Genomic DNA, 17,264 nt, shown 5'->3' with positions numbered 1-17,264 from the left:
CGCTCAGCTGCCGCGCTGCGCGGCCTGCCTGCGCAGCAGGGCGGTCGGCTGCCCCGGCCACGGCGCCTCCGCCGCCCGCAGCGCGACGCCGGTGGCGCGCGCGGTGGCGAGCGCAAGCACCCCCGCCACCGCGGTGGCGTTCACGATCTCGCCCGCCAGCGCCGCCCGGACCGCCTCGGCGAGCGGCAGCCGCACCAGCGCGATATCGGCCTCCTCCAGCTCCGGCTCGGGCCGGTCGGTCGCGCCGAGCCCCTCGGCCAGGTAGATGCGCAGCGCCTCGTCGGTGAAACCCGGCGAGAGCGCCACGTCGACCAGCACCGACCAGCGCTCGGCGGCCAGCCCGGTCTCCTCGGCCAGCTCGCGGCGCGCCGCCGCCAGCGGGTCCTCGCCCTCGACATCGATCAGTCCGGCGGGCAGCTCCAGCAGCCTGGTGCCGATCGGGTGCCGGTACTGCCGGATGAGCACCACGTCACCGGCGTCGTCGACGGCGACCACCGCGACCGCGCCGTGGTGCTCCACCACCTCCCGCTCGGCGACCTTGCCACCCGGCATCACCACCTGGTCGAGCCGCAGCGCCAGAATCGCCCCGCTGTACACGGTCTCCGACGACACCGTCTCGAACGTGTGGCTCCCCACCTGCTCGCTCATGCCTGTTCCGCGCCCGCGAACTCTTCGTCCGGGATGTCCACCGGCAACCGCTCCGCCAGCTTGTACTTCAGCGCCGCCGCGATCAGCGCCGCGAAGAGCGGGTGCGGCCGGGTCGGGCGGCTCTTGAGCTCGGGGTGCGCCTGGGTGGCGACGAAGAACGGGTGCTTGTCGGCGGGCAGCTCGACGAACTCCACCAGCCGCCCGTCCGGCGAGGTGCCGCTGAACCGCAGCCCGCTCTTCCCGATCCGGTCCCGGTAGGCGTTGTTCACCTCGTACCGGTGCCGGTGCCGCTCGGAGACCTGGTCGGTGCCGTACGCCTGCGCCACCTGCGACCCCTTCGCCAGCACCGCCGGGTACGCCCCGAGCCGCATGCTGCCGCCCAGGTCCGCCTCGCCCGCCACGATCTGCTTCTGGTCGTCCATGGTGGAGATCACCGGGTGCGGGGTCTCCGGCTCGAACTCCGCCGAGTTCGCCTCGGCCAGCCCGATCGAGCGCGCCGCCTCGATCACCACGCACTGCAGCCCCAGGCAGAGCCCGAGCAGCGGCAGCCCGCGGGTGCGGGCGTAGGTGATCGCCCCGACCTTGCCCTCGATGCCGCGGATCCCGAAGCCGCCGGGGATGAGCACCGCGTCCACGTCGCGCAGCGCGGCCGCCGCGCCCGCCGGGGTCGCGCAGTCGTCCGACTGCACCCAGCGGATCTGCACCCTGGCCCGCGAGGCGAAGCCGCCCGCGCGCAGCGCCTCGGTGACCGAGAGGTAGGCGTCCGGCAGGTCGACGTACTTGCCGACCAGCGCCACCTCGACGGTCTCGCGCGGCGAGTGCACCCGGTCCAGCAGATCGCCCCAGACCGTCCAGTCCACGTCCCGGAACGGCAGCCCGAGCCTGCGCACCACGTAGGCGTCGAGCCCCTCGCGGTGCAGCACCTTGGGGATGTCGTAGATCGACGGCGCGTCCGGCGTGGAGATGCAGCCGTCCACGTCGACGTCGCACATCAGCGCGATCTTGCTCTTGAGCCCCTGCGGCACCTCGCGGTCGCAGCGCAGGATGAGCGCGTCCGGCTGGATGCCGATGCTGCGCAGCGCGGCCACCGAGTGCTGCGTCGGCTTGGTCTTGAGCTCACCCGACGGCGCCAGGTACGGCACCAGCGAGACGTGCAGGAAGAACACGTTCTCCCGGCCGACGTCGTGCCTGACCTGCCTGGCCGCCTCCAGGAACGGCTGCGACTCGATGTCGCCGACCGTGCCGCCGATCTCGGTGATCACCACGTCCGGGATGATGTCCTCGGCGTCGGGGGCGCTCATGGCCAGGATGCGGCTCTTGATCTCGTCGGTGATGTGCGGGATCACCTGCACCGTGTCGCCCAGGTACTCGCCGCGCCGCTCCTTCGCGATCACCGTCGAGTAGATCTGCCCGGTGGTCACGTTCGCGTCCCTGGAGAGGTCGCGGTCGAGGAAGCGCTCGTAGTGCCCGACGTCCAGATCGGTCTCGGCGCCGTCCTCGGTCACGAACACCTCACCGTGCTGGAAGGGGTTCATGGTGCCGGGATCGACGTTGAGATACGGGTCGAGTTTCTGCATCGTCACCCGCAGCCCGCGCGCGGTCAGCAACTGACCGAGGCTGGAAGCGGTGAGACCCTTGCCCAGTGAGGAGGCGACGCCACCGCTGACGAAGATGTGCTTCGTGGCTGTTCGCGCCTGAATCCGTGTTTGACCCACGGGACTTCACGGTAACATGCGCCCGGCGCCGCGCTCACCCGCCACGCAGGTTTGCCGAAAAGTCGCCAGGATGTCGCGGCCCGCGTTCAGCTCGCCGGCGTCGCGACCGTCAGCGCCGTCGCCTTGGCGCCGGTGCCGTAGCGACCCGCGCCGCCGTTGAGCTGTTCGCTCAGCCCCAGCACGGCGGTCACCCGGCCGATCTGCCGGCCCAGGTTGTCCACCGTGGTCACCGCGGCCGAGAGCGGGGTGTCCGAGCGCACCACGTCGATCGGGCCCTGCCCGTTCACCGCGCCCGGCCGCCCGGCAAGCACCACCCCCGCGCTCGCCGAGTCCAGCCCACCGGCGAACCGCGCCAGCGAGACCCCGCGGCTGCCGTTCGCGGCATCCGGCATGTCACCGGTGATCACCACCGCCAGCTGCCCCGCCCGCACCGGATCCTCGCCGTAGGCGAGGAACCCGCCCCCGCGCAGCGTCTCCAGCACCAGCCCGAACTCCTCCGGCGTGCTGCGCGGCTGCGCCGTCACCGGGTCGAGCAGCAGCACCTGCCCGAGCAGGTCGCCCGCGATGCTGCCCTGGTCGGTCGCGCCGGTGCGCAGCTGCGCGCCGGCCGGGATCACGTTGATCAGCGCGCTGCGCATCCGGTCGCCCTCGCCGGTGTCGAGGAACGGGGTGTTCAGCGCGATCCGACCGGTGATGGCGGCGCCGGCGGCCTCCAGGTTCCTGCTCACCGTGTCCACGTCCTCCGGCACCGCGTCCGGGGTGGTGAACACCAGCACGGTGCGGTCGGCCAGCGTGCCCTGCACCACCGCGCCCGCCGACTTGGCGAGGAAATCGTCGGTCACCGACAGCTGCTCGGTGAGCAGCCGGTTCTGCTCGGTCGCCGCGTCCAGCTGGGTGCGCAGCTCGGCCTTGTCCGAGCGCAGCCCGCCGAGCAGGTCGGCGGCGAGCGTCTGCGACCCGAGCACCACCCCCAGCGCGAGCGCGAGGAAGATCGCCACGATCGAGATGGCGTGCTGGCGCAGCGAGATCATCGCGGCTCCCCTCAGTTGTCGCGCGCCCCGACCAGGCCCTGCGCCCAGACGGCGAAGCGGTTCCACAGGTCGATGCCCCAGTCGAGGACCGCGCCGGTGCTGTCCGAGGCGACCAGCACCACGATCACCGCCACCAGCGCGGCCAGCACCACCAGCGCCAGCGCGGCCCCGGAGCCGCGGTGCCGGTACAGCGTGGCGACCGCCTTGGCGTCGACCAGCGTGGTGCCGAGCTTGAGCCGGGTCAGGAAGGTCGCCGGGTTGCTGTCCTTGCGGCCCCGATCGAAGAACTCGTCCAGCGAGACCGCCGCCCCCGCGGTGACGATCATGGCCGCGCCGTGGTGGTGCGCGAGCAGCAGCGCGAGGTCGGTCGCCGAGCCGGACGAGGGGAAGGTGGTGGCGCCGATCCCGAGATCCTGGATCCGGTCCAGCCCCTTGGCGTGGCCGTCGGTGTCGGCGGGCAGGATCACCTCGCCGCCGGAGCGCAGCGTCTTGGTGGTGATCTCGTCCGGGTCGCCGACGATCAGATCCGGCTTGTACCCCTGCTTCACCAGCGTGTCCGCGCCGCGGCCGACGCCGACCATGATCGGCGCGTACTCCTTGACGAACGGCTTCAGGCTGCGCAGGTCCTCGGCGTGGTCCGGGCCGTCGCCGACCACCACCACGTGCGCCTGCTTCATCGTCAGCGTCAGCGCGGGCACGCCGACGCCGTCGATCAGCAGGCTGCTCTCGGTGCGCACGAACTCGATGGTGTTGCCCGCGAAGGCCTCGAGGTGGTCGGCGAGCCCGTTGCGGGCCTCGATCATCCGGTCCCCCACCACCGACTCGGTGAGCTCGATGCCGTCGACCAGCGCCTCCGGCTCCTTCTTCACCAGCTTGTCGGCGTAGACGGTGCCGTCGTGGATCCGGACCTTCGCGCCGTCCTTGATCTTGGAGAAGGCATCCGAGCTCAGCGTGTCCAGCAGCAGCACGTCATTGGCGACCAGCACCTCGGGCCCCAGGTTCGGGTACCGGCCGGAGATCGAGGGCGAGGTGTTGACGACGGCGACGACACCGGCCTCGAGCAGCCGATCCGCGGTGGCCCGGTCCAGATCCATCTCGTCGAGCACGGCGATATCGCCGGGGCCGACCCGTTTCAGCAGCCGCCGAGTGTTGCGATCCACCCTGGCTATTCCAGAGCGACCAGGAAGCGTTTCGGAACTCCTCGATAGCAGCGCCGGCATCTTCATGGGCCGATGATGTCCGCAAACCCTCGACCAGAGGTGGAGGCGCGCCGTATCCGACGCCACATTCGTCACAGTGATACCAAAGCAGACCCTCCGGCGAACCCCCAGACAACCCGATATGCTCCTGTCACAGACAGCCCGATCCGAGGAGAGCCGTTCATGGCCAGCACCACCGTCGATGCCGTCGTCGCCGCCCCGCGCGATGTCGTCTACCGCACGTTCGCGAACCGCGAGAGCCTGAGCCCGCACCTGGCGGTGAACATCACCCTGAAGCGGCCGGGCAGCACGGAGCGCGAGGGCGTCGGCGCGCAGCACCTCATCGGCGTCGGCGGCGTCGGGATCACCGAGGAGATCACCGAGCTCGTGCCGAACGAGCGGATGGCGTACAAGGTCGTCGCGGGGGCGCCGGTCAAGCGGCACATCGGCGTCGTCACCTTCGCCGACACCGACGGTGGCACCCTCGTCAGCTACACCATGGAGTCCGAGCCCAAGCTGCCGGTGCCGGGCAAGGTGCTGGAGCTGGGGCTGCGCAACCTGATCACCACCATGATCAAGGGTGCGCAGAAGGCGGTCCGCTGAGCTGAGGTTTCCGCGGGCGCCCGGCCGGGCGCCCGCGGGCCTATTCAGGCGCTGGCCGGTTCCCGTTCGGCGCGGGCGGTTTCGAGGAGCTCCTCGGCGTGCGCGCGCCCGGTCTCGGTGTCGTCCAGTCCGGCGAGCATGCGCGCAAGCTCGACCACCCGCTCCTCGCGGTCCAGCGACTGCACGCCGCTGTCCACCCGCCCCTTGCCGTCGTCCGACTTGCTCACCACCAGGTGGGTGTCGGCGAAGGCGGCCACCTGCGGCAGGTGCGTCACCACGATCACCTGGTGGGTGCGGGCCAACCGGGCCAGCCTGCGCCCGATCTCGACCGCGGCCCGGCCGCCGACCCCCGCGTCCACCTCGTCGAAGACCATGGTCGCCCCGTGATCGGACCCGGCGAGCACCACCTCCAGCGCCAGCATGACCCGGGAGAGCTCACCCCCGGAGGCGCTCTTGCTCAGCGGCAGCGACTGCGCCCCCGAGTGCGCGGACAACCGGAACTCCACCTCGTCCACCCCGGACGACCCGGCGTGCAGCTCGGCCCCGTCCACCGTCAGCGGCGCCGAATCCTGCGCGCTCGCGGGCAGCTGCCTGACCGTCACCTCCAGCCGCGCCTTGCCCATGGCCAGCCCGGCCAGCTCCGCGCTCACCGCGCTCGCCAGTTTGCCCGCCGCCTTCGTCCGCGCGGCGCTGAGCTTCACCGCCGCCGCCCGCACCTTCTCGGCGGCCGCGTCGACCTCGCCCGCCAGCCCCGCGATGGCCTCCTCGGAGACGTCGAGCGAGGCGAGCCTGGCCCGCGATTCCGCCGCCCAGGCGAGCACCCCGTCCACGTCGGCGGCGTACTTGCGGGTCAGCGTCTTCAGCTCGGCCTGCCTGGTGAGCAGCGAGTCCAGCGCGCTCGGGTCCGACGGCAGGTCGGAGAGGTAGCCGCTGAGCTCGGTGGTCAGATCCACCACCACCGCGATGGCGTCGGCGAGCCGCGGCGCCAGCGCGGTGAGCGCGGGATCATCCGCGGCATCCAGCCGCGACCGCGCGGTGCCGAGCAGGTCGAGCGCGCCGGAGCCGGCATCGGGCGCGTCGGTGGGCCCGGCCAGCGCGTCGTGCGCCACAACCGCGGCGTCGCGCAGCGAATCCAGGTCGCTGAGCCGCCGCACCTCGTCCACGATCCGCAGATCCTCGCCCGGCTCGGGCCGCACGGCGTCGATCTCGGTGAGCGAGTGCGTCAGCCGATCCGCCTCCAGCGCCAGCTCCCGGCTGCGCGCGGTGCGCTCGAGCAGCCGCTCCCGCGCCGCCAGCCAGGCCTTGCGGTGCTTGCGGTAGCCGCGTAGCAACGGTTCGACGGTCTCCGCCGCGAACCGGTCCAGTGCCGCCAGCTGCTGCTCCGGCCGCTGCAGCCGCAGCTGGTCGTTCTGCCCGTGCACGGTGAGCAGCGGCGCGGTGAACCCGGCGAGCACCGAGGCGGGCACGCCGCGCCCGCCGAGGTGCGCCCGGGAGCGGCCGTCCTTGCCGACCGTGCGGATGGCGATGACACTGCCGTCGTCGTCGGCCTCGGCGGCCGCCGACTCCAGCACCGCGGCGACCTCGGTGCGCGCGGCCTCGTTCAGCTCGTCGACCATGAATCGCCCCTCCACCACGGCTTTCTCGGCGCCGAGGCGCACCCGCCCTGGATCCGCCCGCGCCCCGCTGAGCAGGTGCAGGCTGGTGACCACCATGGTCTTGCCCGCACCGGTCTCGCCGGTGAGGACGGTCAGCCCCTCGTGGAACTGCGCGGTCGCGGCGGATATGACGCCGAGACCGTCAATCCTGATCTCTGTCAGCACTTGTGCTCTCCGTTCGCCGCCGGCCTCGCCAGCCTGTCACGGGCAATTGGAACTTGCGCACCATTCTGTCCGCGAAGGGCGCCGAGTCCAGCCGCACCCAGCGCACCGGTTCGGCGCCGCGGACCGCCTCCACGCGGCTGCCGCGCGGCAGCGCCAGCGTGCGCCTGCCATCGAGGAAAACTATCGCATCGTGTCCGGTGGCCACCGACTCGACCGCGATCCGCGACTCCGGGCTGGCGACCAGCGGCCGCGCGAACAGGGCGTGCGCGTTGCTCGGGATGACCAGCAGCGCTTCCAGTTCCGGCCAGACCACCGGCCCGCCCGCGGAGAACGCGTAGGCGGTGGAGCCGGTCGGGGTGGCGAGCAGGATGCCGTCGCACCCGAACGACGACACCGGCCTGCCGTCCACCTCGAGCACCACCTCGAGCACCCCGATCCGCGAGGCGTTCTCGATGCTGGCTTCGTTCAGCGCCCAGCCGGTTTCGACGATCTCGTCGTCCACCCGGACGGTGACGTCGATGGTCATCCGGTGCTCGACCCGGTAGTCGTGCTGCACCACCTGGGCCAGCGCCTCGTCCAGGTTCTCCGCCTCGGCCTCGGTGAGGAATCCGATGCGGCCCAGATTGATTCCGAGCACCGGGGTGGCGGCGGGGCGGGCCAGCTCGGCCGCGCGCAGCAGCGTGCCGTCGCCGCCGAGGACGAGCACCATCTCGCAGCCGACCGCGGCCGCCGGGCCGACCTCGACCACCCGCACCGCGCCCTCGCTGCCGACCGCGCCCTCGAACCGGGTGCTGTCGGCCTCGTCGGCGAGGATCCGCAATCCGATCCCGGCGTCGCCGAAGATCTTCGCGACCCGGTGTGCCGTCTCGATGATCTCGGCCCGGCCCGGATGCGCGACCAACAGGATCTCTCGGCCGCTGAGCGGCGTTCCCGCGTTCACTGTGGTCCCTCCTCGACGGCGCGCTGCACCATGGTCGCGACCGCGGCCGGGTCGTCGGTGACCCGGCCCTCGTTCCGCAACCACAGGAAGTATTCGACATTGCCGGACGGCCCCGGCAGCGGGCTCGCCGTCACCGCCCGCGTCCGCAGCCCGAGCGCCGCCGCCGCGGCCGCGACCTCGCGCACCGCCGCCGCACGCAGCGCCGGATCCCGCACCACGCCACCGGCGCCGACCCGGTCCTTTCCGACCTCGAACTGCGGCTTCACCATCGGCACGAGATCCGCGCCCGGCGCCGCGCACGCGGCCAACGCGGGCAGCACCAGCCCCAGCGAGATGAACGACAGATCGCCGACGACGAGCTCGACCCGGCCGCCGATCGCCTCCGGGGTCAGCTTCCTGACATTGGTGCGATCCAGCACCGTCACCCGGTCGTCGCTCTGCAGCCGCCACACCAGCTGCCCGTAGCCGACGTCGACCGCCACCACCCGCGTCGCCCCCTTCGCCAGCAGGACGTCGGTGAAGCCGCCGGTGGAGGCGCCCGCGTCCAGGCAGCGCCGCCCGGCCACCGTCAGCCCCTCCGGTTCGAAGGCCGCCAGCGCGCCGAGCAGTTTGTGCGCGCCCCGCGAGGCCCAGGAGACCTCGTCCGGCTCGGTGCGGACCAGCAGCGGGGTGCCGGTCTCGACCGCCGTCGCCGCCTTCGAGGCGATCGAGCCGTTGATCAGCACGCGGCCCGCGGTGATCAACTCGACCGCGTGTTCCCGCGACCGGGCCATGCCGCGGCGGACCAGCTCGGCGTCAACGCGCGCACGCCTGGCCACTCAGATCTTGTCCACCGTGGCGAGCGCCTCGACCAGCACGTCGTGCGCCTGTTCCAGGATCTTCGCCCGGCGGATGAGGTCGACCCCGGCGTCCGCGTGCCCGGCGCCCGCCTCCAGCTCGGCCAGCAGCTCCCGCACCTCCGCCCGCACCAGGGCCGGGTCGGCCGGCTCCGGCTCCGGCGCCGCACCGGGCAGGTGGCTGCCCGGCAGCGGCATCCCCTGGCGGTGGCCGTGCTGGCCGGGGTGCGGGCGCGGCGTCGGAGTAGTCATCGTGGGCTCAACGCTATCGGATTTCCGGAGCCGTTGCCCGTGGCCGCACCGCTCGCGGCCGCCGTCGATCCCGCGGTGGCACCGCCGGTCGGGGCGCCGTTCGCCGCCCGATCACCCGCGCTGCCGCGCACCGGGAAGGCGCGGGCGGGTTCGGCGTCGAGCAGTTCGCCCAGCGCGGGCGAGCCCAGCTCCACCTCGTCGGCGGCGACCGGGTGGTTCAGCGCGTCGAGGGAGAGCGCGACGTAGGTGGGCCGGTGCTCCGGCGGCGCGGCGGCCAGTTCGTCCAGGGTGCTCACACCGGTGAGCACGAGCAGCGAATCGAGCCCGACCCGGTTGGCGCCATCGATATCGGTGTCCAGCCGGTCGCCGACGACCAGCGCGGCGCGGGTGCCCGCCCTGGTGAGCGCATCCTCCAGCAGCGGCGCGAAGGGTTTGCCCGCCACCTCCGGCTCGGTGTCGGTCGCGGCCCGCAGCGCCGCGACCATGGAGCCGTTGCCGGGCGCGAGGCCGCGCTCGTTCGGCAGGGTGCGGTCGGTGTTGGCGGCCACCCAGTGCGCGCCGGCCCGGACGGCGTAGGCGGCCTCCGCGAGATCCGGCCACGCGGTCTCCGGCGAATGCCCCTGCACCACCGCGGCGGGCACCCGATCGTCGAAGCGCCGCACCGGATTCAAGCCGACGCCGCTGACCTCGGCCGCCAGCGCGTCGGTGCCGACGACCAGCACATCCGCGCCCGCGGGCACCCGCTCGGCGAGCAGCCGCGCGGCGGCCTGCGCGCTGGTGACCACATCGTCGGGCGCCGCGGCGAAGCCGAGCTCGGTGAGGTGCTCGGCCACCGCGCCCGGGCTGCGGCTGGCGTTGTTGGTGACGTAGACGAGCTGCTGCGCGGAGCCGGCGGGCAGCGCCTCGGGGGCGCCGGGGATCACCGCGGCCCCGCGGTACAGCGTGCCGTCCAGGTCGAGCAGCAACGCTCGGTAACCGTCTCGTAGCCGGGTCACTCCACCCTCGTTTCGTCTCGGCGCTCGGATCCGGCCGAACCGGTCCATCGGACGCACCCGCTGCGGGCGCGCGCGGCGCGGATGCGCCGCCGTCTCGTCCTCATGGTCGCAGAACCGGGCACGGGTGCCGCCGTGCTCATCATCACTCGGGCGCCGCGACGGGCCCCGGTCGTCACCAATCCGGACGAGCCGCCAACGCGGACCGGCCACCCGGGCGCGCCCGGGCTCCTCGACGAGACCCCCGCACTGTAGCGGGGGCCACCGACAGGGTCAGTTCTCCGCGGTGAGCTCCGCGGCCCGGTCCTCGGCGTCGGTATCGCCCTCGAGGTCAGCGGCGGCCGCGTTGAGGAACCAGGTGAGCCCCTCGTCGGTCCGCCCGGCCGCGACCAGCGCGTCGGCGTAGGCGTAGAACAGCCGCGCGTGCGCCGACCCGCTGCGCGCCGGATCCAGCTCGGCGGTCTGCAACGTCACCACCGCCTGGTCGACCTGCCCCAGATCCATGCGCGCGCCCGCCACCACGATGCGCAGCTCGATCGCCTCCTCGCCCTTCAGGGCGCGAGCCTCCTCGCTGCGGCCGAGCTCGATGGCGCGCTCCGGGCGGCCCAGGCCGCGCTCGCAGTCGGCCATGACCGCGAGCAGCCCCGAGCCGCCGGACATCCGGCGCGCGGTCCGCAGCTCGGAGAGCGCCTCGGCCCACTCGCCCGCGTGGTAGGCGGTGACGCCCGCGGTCTCCCTGACCACCGCGATCCGCCCCGCCCGCTGCCGCGCCGCCCTGGCGTGCGCGAGCGCGAGTTCCGGATCGTCCGCGATCAGGGCGGCGGCCATCACCAGGTGCCTGGCGACTGTCTCGGCGTTGCCCTTGTCCAGGCTCAGCAGGTCGCGGCGGATGGTGGGGTCCAGGTCGGAGGCCTGGATGTCGTCCGGGAGGTCCGGCTCCTCCGGGCGCGGGGGGCGGCGGTCGAGGGAGCGGCCGAGGCGGGCTCCCTCGCCGCCGCGGCGGCGGTCGTCACTGCCCGCGCGGCTGAAGCTGCGGTATTCCTCGGCGTTGTTCACGGGCGCACGTCGCGCGGCGCCGTTCGAGTCGGAGGCAGAGTCGTCGGCCCGTTCCGCCGGCACATCGGTTCCGCCCACGATCGAGGCCGCATCGGCCCCGCCACTCCGCGATCCGCTGTCCGCTCCGTCGTTCGCAGGTGCCGCGTCGTCCGACGGTGCCGCGGCGCCCTCAGCGCTGGTTCCACCAGCCCGCGTACCAGCCGCCGAACCGCCCACGCCATCGCCGGGCTCGCCGGAGCCGTCTGCGCGCTGGTCGGCACCGTCCACGCGGTCCCCAACGCCATCCGGGCGGTCCCCCGCACCGTCCACGCGGTCCCTGGCACTGTCCGGGGAGTCCTCGGCACCGTCCACGCGGTCCCTGGCACTGTCCACGCGGTCCCTGGCACTGTCCGGGCGGTCCTCGGCACCGTCCACACGGTCCTCGGCACCGGCCAGGCGGTCGTCGGCACCGGCCAGGCGGTCGTCGGCACTGCCCACGCCGTCGACGCTGTCTACGCCGTCGGCGGCGCTACGCTCGCGGTCACCGGCCGCGTCTCCGTCGGCACCGCGCTCGCGGTACCCCCCGGTGTCTTGGCGGACACCGACGCCACGCTCGCCGTCATCCACACCATCCGCACCGTCGCTGCCATCGCTTCCGTGATCATCGCCAGCGCGCTCGCGGTCGCCGGCGCCGCGCTCGCGCTCGTCGCTGCCGTGCTCGCGATCATCGCCCTGACGATCGGCCCGGCCGTCTACCTGGTCGGCACCACTGTCCGCACGGTCGTCGCGCTCGTTCGTGAAAACGAGCTCGTCCGCGCGAGCATCGAAGTCGTTCGCCTGATCCTCGGCCTTGGCACCGCTCGCGCGGTCATCGGCCCGGTCGGCGCGATCATTCCGCCGGAACTCCCTGGCACGATTGCTCGCCGGCCGATCACCATCGCGCTGGAAACCACCGTCGCGCTCGTTCCCGCCCTGCCGATTCCCACTGCGGTCGTCGGAGCGGTTCCCGCCATCACGCCGGAACCCGCCCTTGCCCTCCGGCCGGTCAGCACCGCGCCGGAACCCGCCGTCACGGTCACCGCCACGCGGGTAGCCGCCCTGATTCGAGCTGCCGGAGCTGGAGCCCCCGCGAGATCCGCTGTCGCGATCATCCCGCCGGAAACCGCCCTCGCGGGAACCGCCGGCGCGGTCGTCCTTGCGGTAGCCCCCCTCGCGATCGTCGCGCCGGGCACCACCCCTGCGGTCGTCGTTGCGGAACCCGCCCTCGCGGTCGCCACCGCGACGGAACCCGCCATCGCGGTCACTACCGCCCCGCGAACCGCTCGCACGATCGTCACGGCGCGAATCGCCGCCCCGATCATCACGCCGGAATCCGCTCCCGCGATCGTCACTCCGGCTGCCGCCCTCGCGGTCACCACCGCGGAATCCGCTCCCGCGATCGTCCCGCTGGTTGCCACCGCCGCCGCCACTTCGGAAGCCGCCGGCACGGTTGCCACTGTCGCCACCACTCCGGAAGCCACCCTCGCGGTTGGCACTATCGCCACCGCGCCGGAAACCGCCCTCGCGATTCCCGCCATCGCCACCGCGCCGGAAACCGCCTTCACGGCCGCCGCTGTCACCGCTACTGCGGAAACCGCCTTCACGGCTGTCGCCACCATGACGGGAACCGCCTTCGCGGTTGTCGCTACCACGAAATCCACCGCTGCGGTTGTCGCCACCACGGAAGCCGCCGCCGCGGTTGTCACCGCCGCGACTGTCACCGTCGCGCCGGAAGCCGCCGCTTCGGTCGCCGCTATCACGGCGGAAGCCGCCGCCGCTCCCGCCCCGGTTGTCACTGTCACCACTTCGACGGAATCCACCGTCGCGATCACCGCCGCGCTGATATCCGCCGCCGCGACTGTCGCCACCTCGGTCATCGCGTCGATTGCCGCCCTCGCGATCACCGCCGCGCCGGAAACCACTGTCCCGGTCGTCGCGGCGGAACCCACCGGCACTGCCGCCCTCGTTCCCTCGCTGGGAACCACCACGGTTGTCGTGCCGATCCCCGGCTCCACGGTCATCACGGCGGAACCCGCCCTCACGGCGCGACCCGCTGTCGCGATCGTCGCGCCGGAAGTTCGGGCGATCGTCGTCGCGCCGGAACCCGCCGCTCCGGTCATCGCGCCGGTCGCCCCCGCCCCGGTGTCCACCGTCACGGTCTCCCCCGCGCTGGTATCCGCCCTGATTCGAGCTGCCGGAGCTGTCGCGGCGGAACCCGCTGTTCCCGCCCTGGGAGGATCCGCCATCGCGCCGGAACCCACCATCCCGCGACCCGCGGTCGGAATCCCCGCCACGGCTCGGCCGACTGTCGCGATCGCCCCCGCGGGAACTGCCACCGCGGTCGTCGTTCCGACGAAAACCGCCCTGGCTGTTGTCGTTTCGGCGGGAATCACCCGAACCGCGCCGGTCGGAGTCGCCCTGCGAGGCGTCACGCCGGAAGGGCTTCCGGTCGTCGTTCCGTTCCGGCACGATGTTCCCTTTCCGAATTCCCGGTCCCGCCGGGAGAAGTATGTTCGCTCTTGAATTCAACCATGCTGCGGGCAGCACGAAGCACCCGCCTGCCGGCGGGTGCGATCGGGCCCTGAAACGAGATCAGGGGACCCACCTCGGTGGATCCCCTGATCTGACAATTTGTTCCGGCGGTGTCCTACTCTCCCACACCCTGTCGAGTGCAGTACCATCGGCGCTGGCAGGCTTAGCTTCCGGGTTCGGAATGGGACCGGGCGTTTCCCTGCCGCTATAACCGCCGTAACTCTGTGAAACGAACACGAACCGTGTTGTTTCAGAACCGTACAGTGGACGCGTAGCAATCTTTGTTGGTAAGCCCTCGGCCTATTAGTACCAGTCACCTCCACGCATTACTGCGCTTCCAGTTCCGGCCTATCAACCCCATGGTCTGTAGGGGGCCTTAACCACTCGATGGTGGTGAGAAACCTCATCTTGGAACAGGCTTCCCGCTTAGATGCTTTCAGCGGTTATCCCTTCCGAACGTAGCCAACCAGCAGTGCCCTTGGCAGGACAACTGGCACACCAGAGGTTCGTCCGTCCCGGTCCTCTCGTACTAGGGACAGCCTTCCTCAAGTTTCTGACGCGCGCGGCGGATAGAGACCGAACTGTCTCACGACGTTCTAAACCCAGCTCGCGTGCCGCTTTAATGGGCGAACAGCCCAACCCTTGGGACCTACTCCGGCCCCAGGATGCGACGAGCCGACATCGAGGTGCCAAACCATCCCGTCGATATGGACTCTTGGGGAAGATCAGCCTGTTATCCCCGGGGTACCTTTTATCCGTTGAGCGACACCGCTTCCACATGCCGGTGCCGGATCACTAGTCCCGACTTTCGTCCCTGCTCGACCTGTCAGTCTCACAGTCAAGCTCCCTTGTGCACTTGCACTCGACACCTGATTGCCAACCAGGCTGAGGGAACCTTTGGGCGCCTCCGTTACATTTTGGGAGGCAACCGCCCCAGTTAAACTACCCACCAGGCACTGTCCCTGAACCAGATCATGGCCCGAGGTTAGAAGTCCAATACGATCAGAGTGGTATTTCAACGATGACTCCACGAACACTGGCGTGCCCGCTTCACAGTCTCCCACCTATCCTACACAAACCGTACCGAACACCAATACCAAGCTATAGTGAAGGTCCCGGGGTCTTTTCGTCCTGCCGCGCGTAACGAGCATCTTTACTCGTAATGCAATTTCGCCGAGTCTGTGGTTGAGACAGCAGAGAAGTCGTTACGCCATTCGTGCAGGTCGGAACTTACCCGACAAGGAATTTCGCTACCTTAGGATGGTTATAGTTACCACCGCCGTTTACCGGGGCTTAAATTCTCAGCTTCGCCCCCTAAAGGGCTAACCGGTCCTCTTAACCTTCCGGCACCGGGCAGGCGTCAGTCCGTATACATCGTCTTACGACTTCGCACGGACCTGTGTTTTTAGTAAACAGTCGCTTCTCTCTGGTCTCTGCGACCACCACCAGCTCACGGAGTAAATCCGGTCACCAGTGTTGGTCCCCCTTCTCCCGAAGTTACGGGGGCATTTTGCCGAGTTCCTTAACCACAGTTCTCTCGATCGCCTCGGTATTCTCTACCTGACCACCTGTGTCGGTTTGGGGTACGGGCCGTGTACCAACTCACTAGAGGCTTTTCTCGGCAGCATAGGATCACTGAATTCACCTCAATCGGCTACGCATCACCTCTCAGGCTATATGCTGTGCGGATTTGCCTACACAACGCCCTACAGGCTTACACCCGGACAACCATTACCGGGCCCAGCTACCTTCCTGCGTCACCCCATCGCTTGACTACTACACCCAGGGTCACGCGCATCCCCCTCTCCTCACCCGAAGGTGATGGATCCGGTTCAGGGCGTTTAGCACAGATGATTCGCCATTGGGCGCGGATACACGGGTACGGGAATATCAACCCGTTGTCCATCGACTACGCCTGTCGGCCTCGCCTTAGGTCCCGACTCACCCTGGGCGGATTAACCTGGCCCAGGAACCCTTGGTCATTCGGCGGACGAGTTTCTCACTCGTCTTTCGCTACTCATGCCTGCATTCTCACTCGCACACCCTCCACAACTAGCTCACGCTGCTGCTTCCCAGGATGCACGACGCTCCCCTACCCACCCCCACCACTAGACACGACCCCGCAGGATCGAGCCGATGTATTGTGGGAGTGCCGCGGCTTCGGCGGTGTACTTGAGCCCCGCTACATTGTCGGCGCAGGATCACTTGACCAGTGAGCTATTACGCACTCTTTCAAGGGTGGCTGCTTCTAAGCCAACCTCCTGGTTGTCTTCGCGACCCCACATCCTTTTCCACTTAGTACACGCTTAGGGGCCTTAGCCGGCGATCTGGGCTGTTTCCCTCTCGACTACGAAGCTTATCCCCCGCAGTCTCACTGCCACGCTCTCACACCCCGGCATTCGGAGTTTGGCTGACTTCGGTAAGCTTGTGGGCCCCCTAGGCCATCCAGTAGCTCTACCTCCGGAGTGAAACACGTGACGCTGCACCTAAATGCATTTCGGGGAGAACCAGCTATCACGGAGTTTGATTGGCCTTTCACCCCTACCCACAACTCATCCCCTCAGTTTTCAACCTAAGTGGGTTCGGGCCTCCACGACGTCTTACCGTCGCTTCACCCTGGCCATGGGTAGATCACTCCGCTTCGGGTCTAGAACACACGACTCAACGCCCTATTCGGACTCGCTTTCGCTACGGCTACCCCACACGGGTTAACCTCGCCACATGCCACTAACTCGCAGGCTCATTCTTCAAAAGGCACGCCATCACCCACCACAGACCAAACTGTGCACAGGCTCTGACGGATTGTAAGCGTCCGGTTTCAGGTACTATTTCACTCCCCTCCCGGGGTACTTTTCACCTTTCCCTCACGGTACTAGTCCGCTATCGGTCACCAGGGAGTATTCAGGCTTACCGGGTGGTCCCGGCAGATTCACAGCAGATTTCACGGGCCCGCTGCTACTCGGGCATCACCTACGACAGGGAACATGTTTTCGTCTACCGGACTCTCACCGTCTACGGTCGGCCATCCCAGACCACTTCGACTAACACGCACCTTTCTGACTGTCGCCCAGCTCGGCAGAACCGGGAAAAATGACCCCACGACCCCACACGTGCAACACCTGCCGGCTATCACACACGCATGGTTTAGCCTCATCCGCTTTCGCTCGCCACTACTCACGGAATCACTGTTGTTTTCTCTTCCTGCGGGTACTGAGATGTTTCACTTCCCCGCGTTCCCTCCACACACCCTATACATTCAGATGCGGGTGACACGACATCACTCGTGCCGGGTTTCCCCATTCGGACATCCTCGGATCACAGCTCGGTTGACAGCTCCCCGAGGCTTATCGCAGCCTCCTACGTCCTTCATCGGCTCCTGGTGCCAAGGCATCCACCGAACGCTCTTAAACACTTACAAACAAAGATGCTCGCGTCCACTGTACAGTTCTCAAACAACACACAAGACCACGCAATCCGCGTCACCGACACCCCTACACAAAGAGGCTGGTATGAACCGCTACGCGGTCTCGTCGCATTCTTCTTCCTCGAAAAAACACTCGCGTGTTCTTTCAGGACCCAACAGTGTGTCGATATAGAACCGGACGAATCCGGTACAGCGTCA

12 protein-coding genes and 2 rRNA genes are annotated in these 17,264 nt (G+C 69.6%); 2 read left to right on the top strand and 12 right to left on the bottom strand.

All coding sequences use genetic code 11. The features are described from left to right. Nucleotides 1–3 precede the first annotated feature (3 nt). The 4 genes from LTT61_RS27855 to steA all read right to left on the bottom strand — a co-directional run bounded on the left by LTT61_RS27855 (nucleotide 4) and on the right by steA (nucleotide 4,620). Nucleotides 4–648, bottom strand: a complete 645-nt coding sequence (locus tag LTT61_RS27855; RefSeq protein WP_233016971.1) for an NUDIX domain-containing protein — start codon at nucleotides 646–648, stop codon at nucleotides 4–6. Then, nucleotides 645–2,363 (bottom strand): CTP synthase, encoded by a 1,719-nt coding sequence (locus LTT61_RS27850; protein WP_233016970.1) that lies wholly within the window; start codon nucleotides 2,361–2,363, stop codon nucleotides 645–647. Before LTT61_RS27850 ends, LTT61_RS27855 begins: the two co-directional genes overlap by 4 nt. An 86-nt stretch (nucleotides 2,364–2,449) precedes the next feature. After that, nucleotides 2,450–3,394 carry a copper transporter gene (locus LTT61_RS27845; protein WP_233016969.1) on the bottom strand — a complete coding sequence of 315 codons (945 nt, stop codon included), beginning with the start codon at nucleotides 3,392–3,394 and terminating at the stop codon, nucleotides 2,450–2,452. A gap of 11 nt (nucleotides 3,395–3,405) precedes the next feature. Continuing rightward, nucleotides 3,406–4,620 (bottom strand): putative cytokinetic ring protein SteA, encoded by a 1,215-nt coding sequence (gene steA / locus LTT61_RS27840; protein ID WP_233016968.1) that lies wholly within the window; start codon nucleotides 4,618–4,620, stop codon nucleotides 3,406–3,408. 156 nt (nucleotides 4,621–4,776) lie between these two features. Here steA and LTT61_RS27835 point away from each other — a divergent pair, with 156 nt between their 5' ends. Beyond that, nucleotides 4,777–5,196, top strand: a complete 420-nt coding sequence (locus LTT61_RS27835) for an SRPBCC family protein (RefSeq protein ID WP_233016967.1) — start codon at nucleotides 4,777–4,779, stop codon at nucleotides 5,194–5,196. 44 nt (nucleotides 5,197–5,240) lie between these two features. Here the strand turns inward: LTT61_RS27835 and recN are convergent, their stop codons facing one another. The 6 genes from recN to LTT61_RS27805 all read right to left on the bottom strand — a co-directional run bounded on the left by recN (nucleotide 5,241) and on the right by LTT61_RS27805 (nucleotide 11,359). Beyond that, nucleotides 5,241–7,016 (bottom strand): DNA repair protein RecN, encoded by a 1,776-nt coding sequence (gene recN, locus LTT61_RS27830; RefSeq protein ID WP_233016966.1) that lies wholly within the window; start codon nucleotides 7,014–7,016, stop codon nucleotides 5,241–5,243. After that, complete coding sequence (locus tag LTT61_RS27825) at nucleotides 6,994–7,956, bottom strand: NAD kinase (protein WP_233016965.1); 963 nt, start codon at nucleotides 7,954–7,956, stop codon at nucleotides 6,994–6,996. Before LTT61_RS27825 ends, recN begins: the two co-directional genes overlap by 23 nt. After that, complete coding sequence (locus LTT61_RS27820) at nucleotides 7,953–8,774, bottom strand: TlyA family RNA methyltransferase (protein ID WP_233016964.1); 822 nt, start codon at nucleotides 8,772–8,774, stop codon at nucleotides 7,953–7,955. The genes LTT61_RS27825 and LTT61_RS27820 overlap by 4 nt, the downstream gene beginning before the upstream one ends. Next, entirely contained in the window at nucleotides 8,775–9,044 is a 270-nt protein-coding gene (locus LTT61_RS27815) for a hypothetical protein (RefSeq protein ID WP_233016963.1), read from the bottom strand. It abuts the gene before it with no gap. Continuing rightward, nucleotides 9,041–10,039, bottom strand: coding sequence for an HAD-IIA family hydrolase (locus LTT61_RS27810; protein WP_233016962.1), 999 nt, complete (start codon nucleotides 10,037–10,039; stop codon nucleotides 9,041–9,043). Before LTT61_RS27810 ends, LTT61_RS27815 begins: the two co-directional genes overlap by 4 nt. A gap of 270 nt (nucleotides 10,040–10,309) precedes the next feature. Beyond that, complete coding sequence (locus LTT61_RS27805; protein WP_420094836.1) at nucleotides 10,310–11,359, bottom strand: hypothetical protein; 1,050 nt, start codon at nucleotides 11,357–11,359, stop codon at nucleotides 10,310–10,312. A gap of 303 nt (nucleotides 11,360–11,662) precedes the next feature. Here LTT61_RS27805 and LTT61_RS27800 point away from each other — a divergent pair, with 303 nt between their 5' ends. Then, on the top strand, nucleotides 11,663–13,633 hold the full coding sequence (locus LTT61_RS27800) for a hypothetical protein (RefSeq protein ID WP_233016961.1): 1,971 nt from the start codon (nucleotides 11,663–11,665) through the stop codon (nucleotides 13,631–13,633). A 111-nt stretch (nucleotides 13,634–13,744) separates the two neighbouring features. Here LTT61_RS27800 and rrf read toward each other — a convergent pair. Both rrf and LTT61_RS27790 read right to left on the bottom strand, forming a co-directional pair. Beyond that, nucleotides 13,745–13,861, bottom strand: a 5S ribosomal RNA gene (gene rrf / locus LTT61_RS27795). Between the two features lie 64 nt (nucleotides 13,862–13,925). Then, a 23S ribosomal RNA gene (locus LTT61_RS27790) occupies nucleotides 13,926–17,060 on the bottom strand. Nucleotides 17,061–17,264: the final 204 nt, after the last annotated feature.

The organism is Nocardia asteroides (assembly GCF_021183625.1).
In the GTDB taxonomy this organism is placed as follows: Bacteria; Actinomycetota; Actinomycetes; order Mycobacteriales; family Mycobacteriaceae; genus Nocardia; species Nocardia asteroides_A.
The sequence above is the reverse complement of the archived record's forward strand: the minus strand, read 5'-3'. Positions and strand labels throughout refer to the sequence as shown.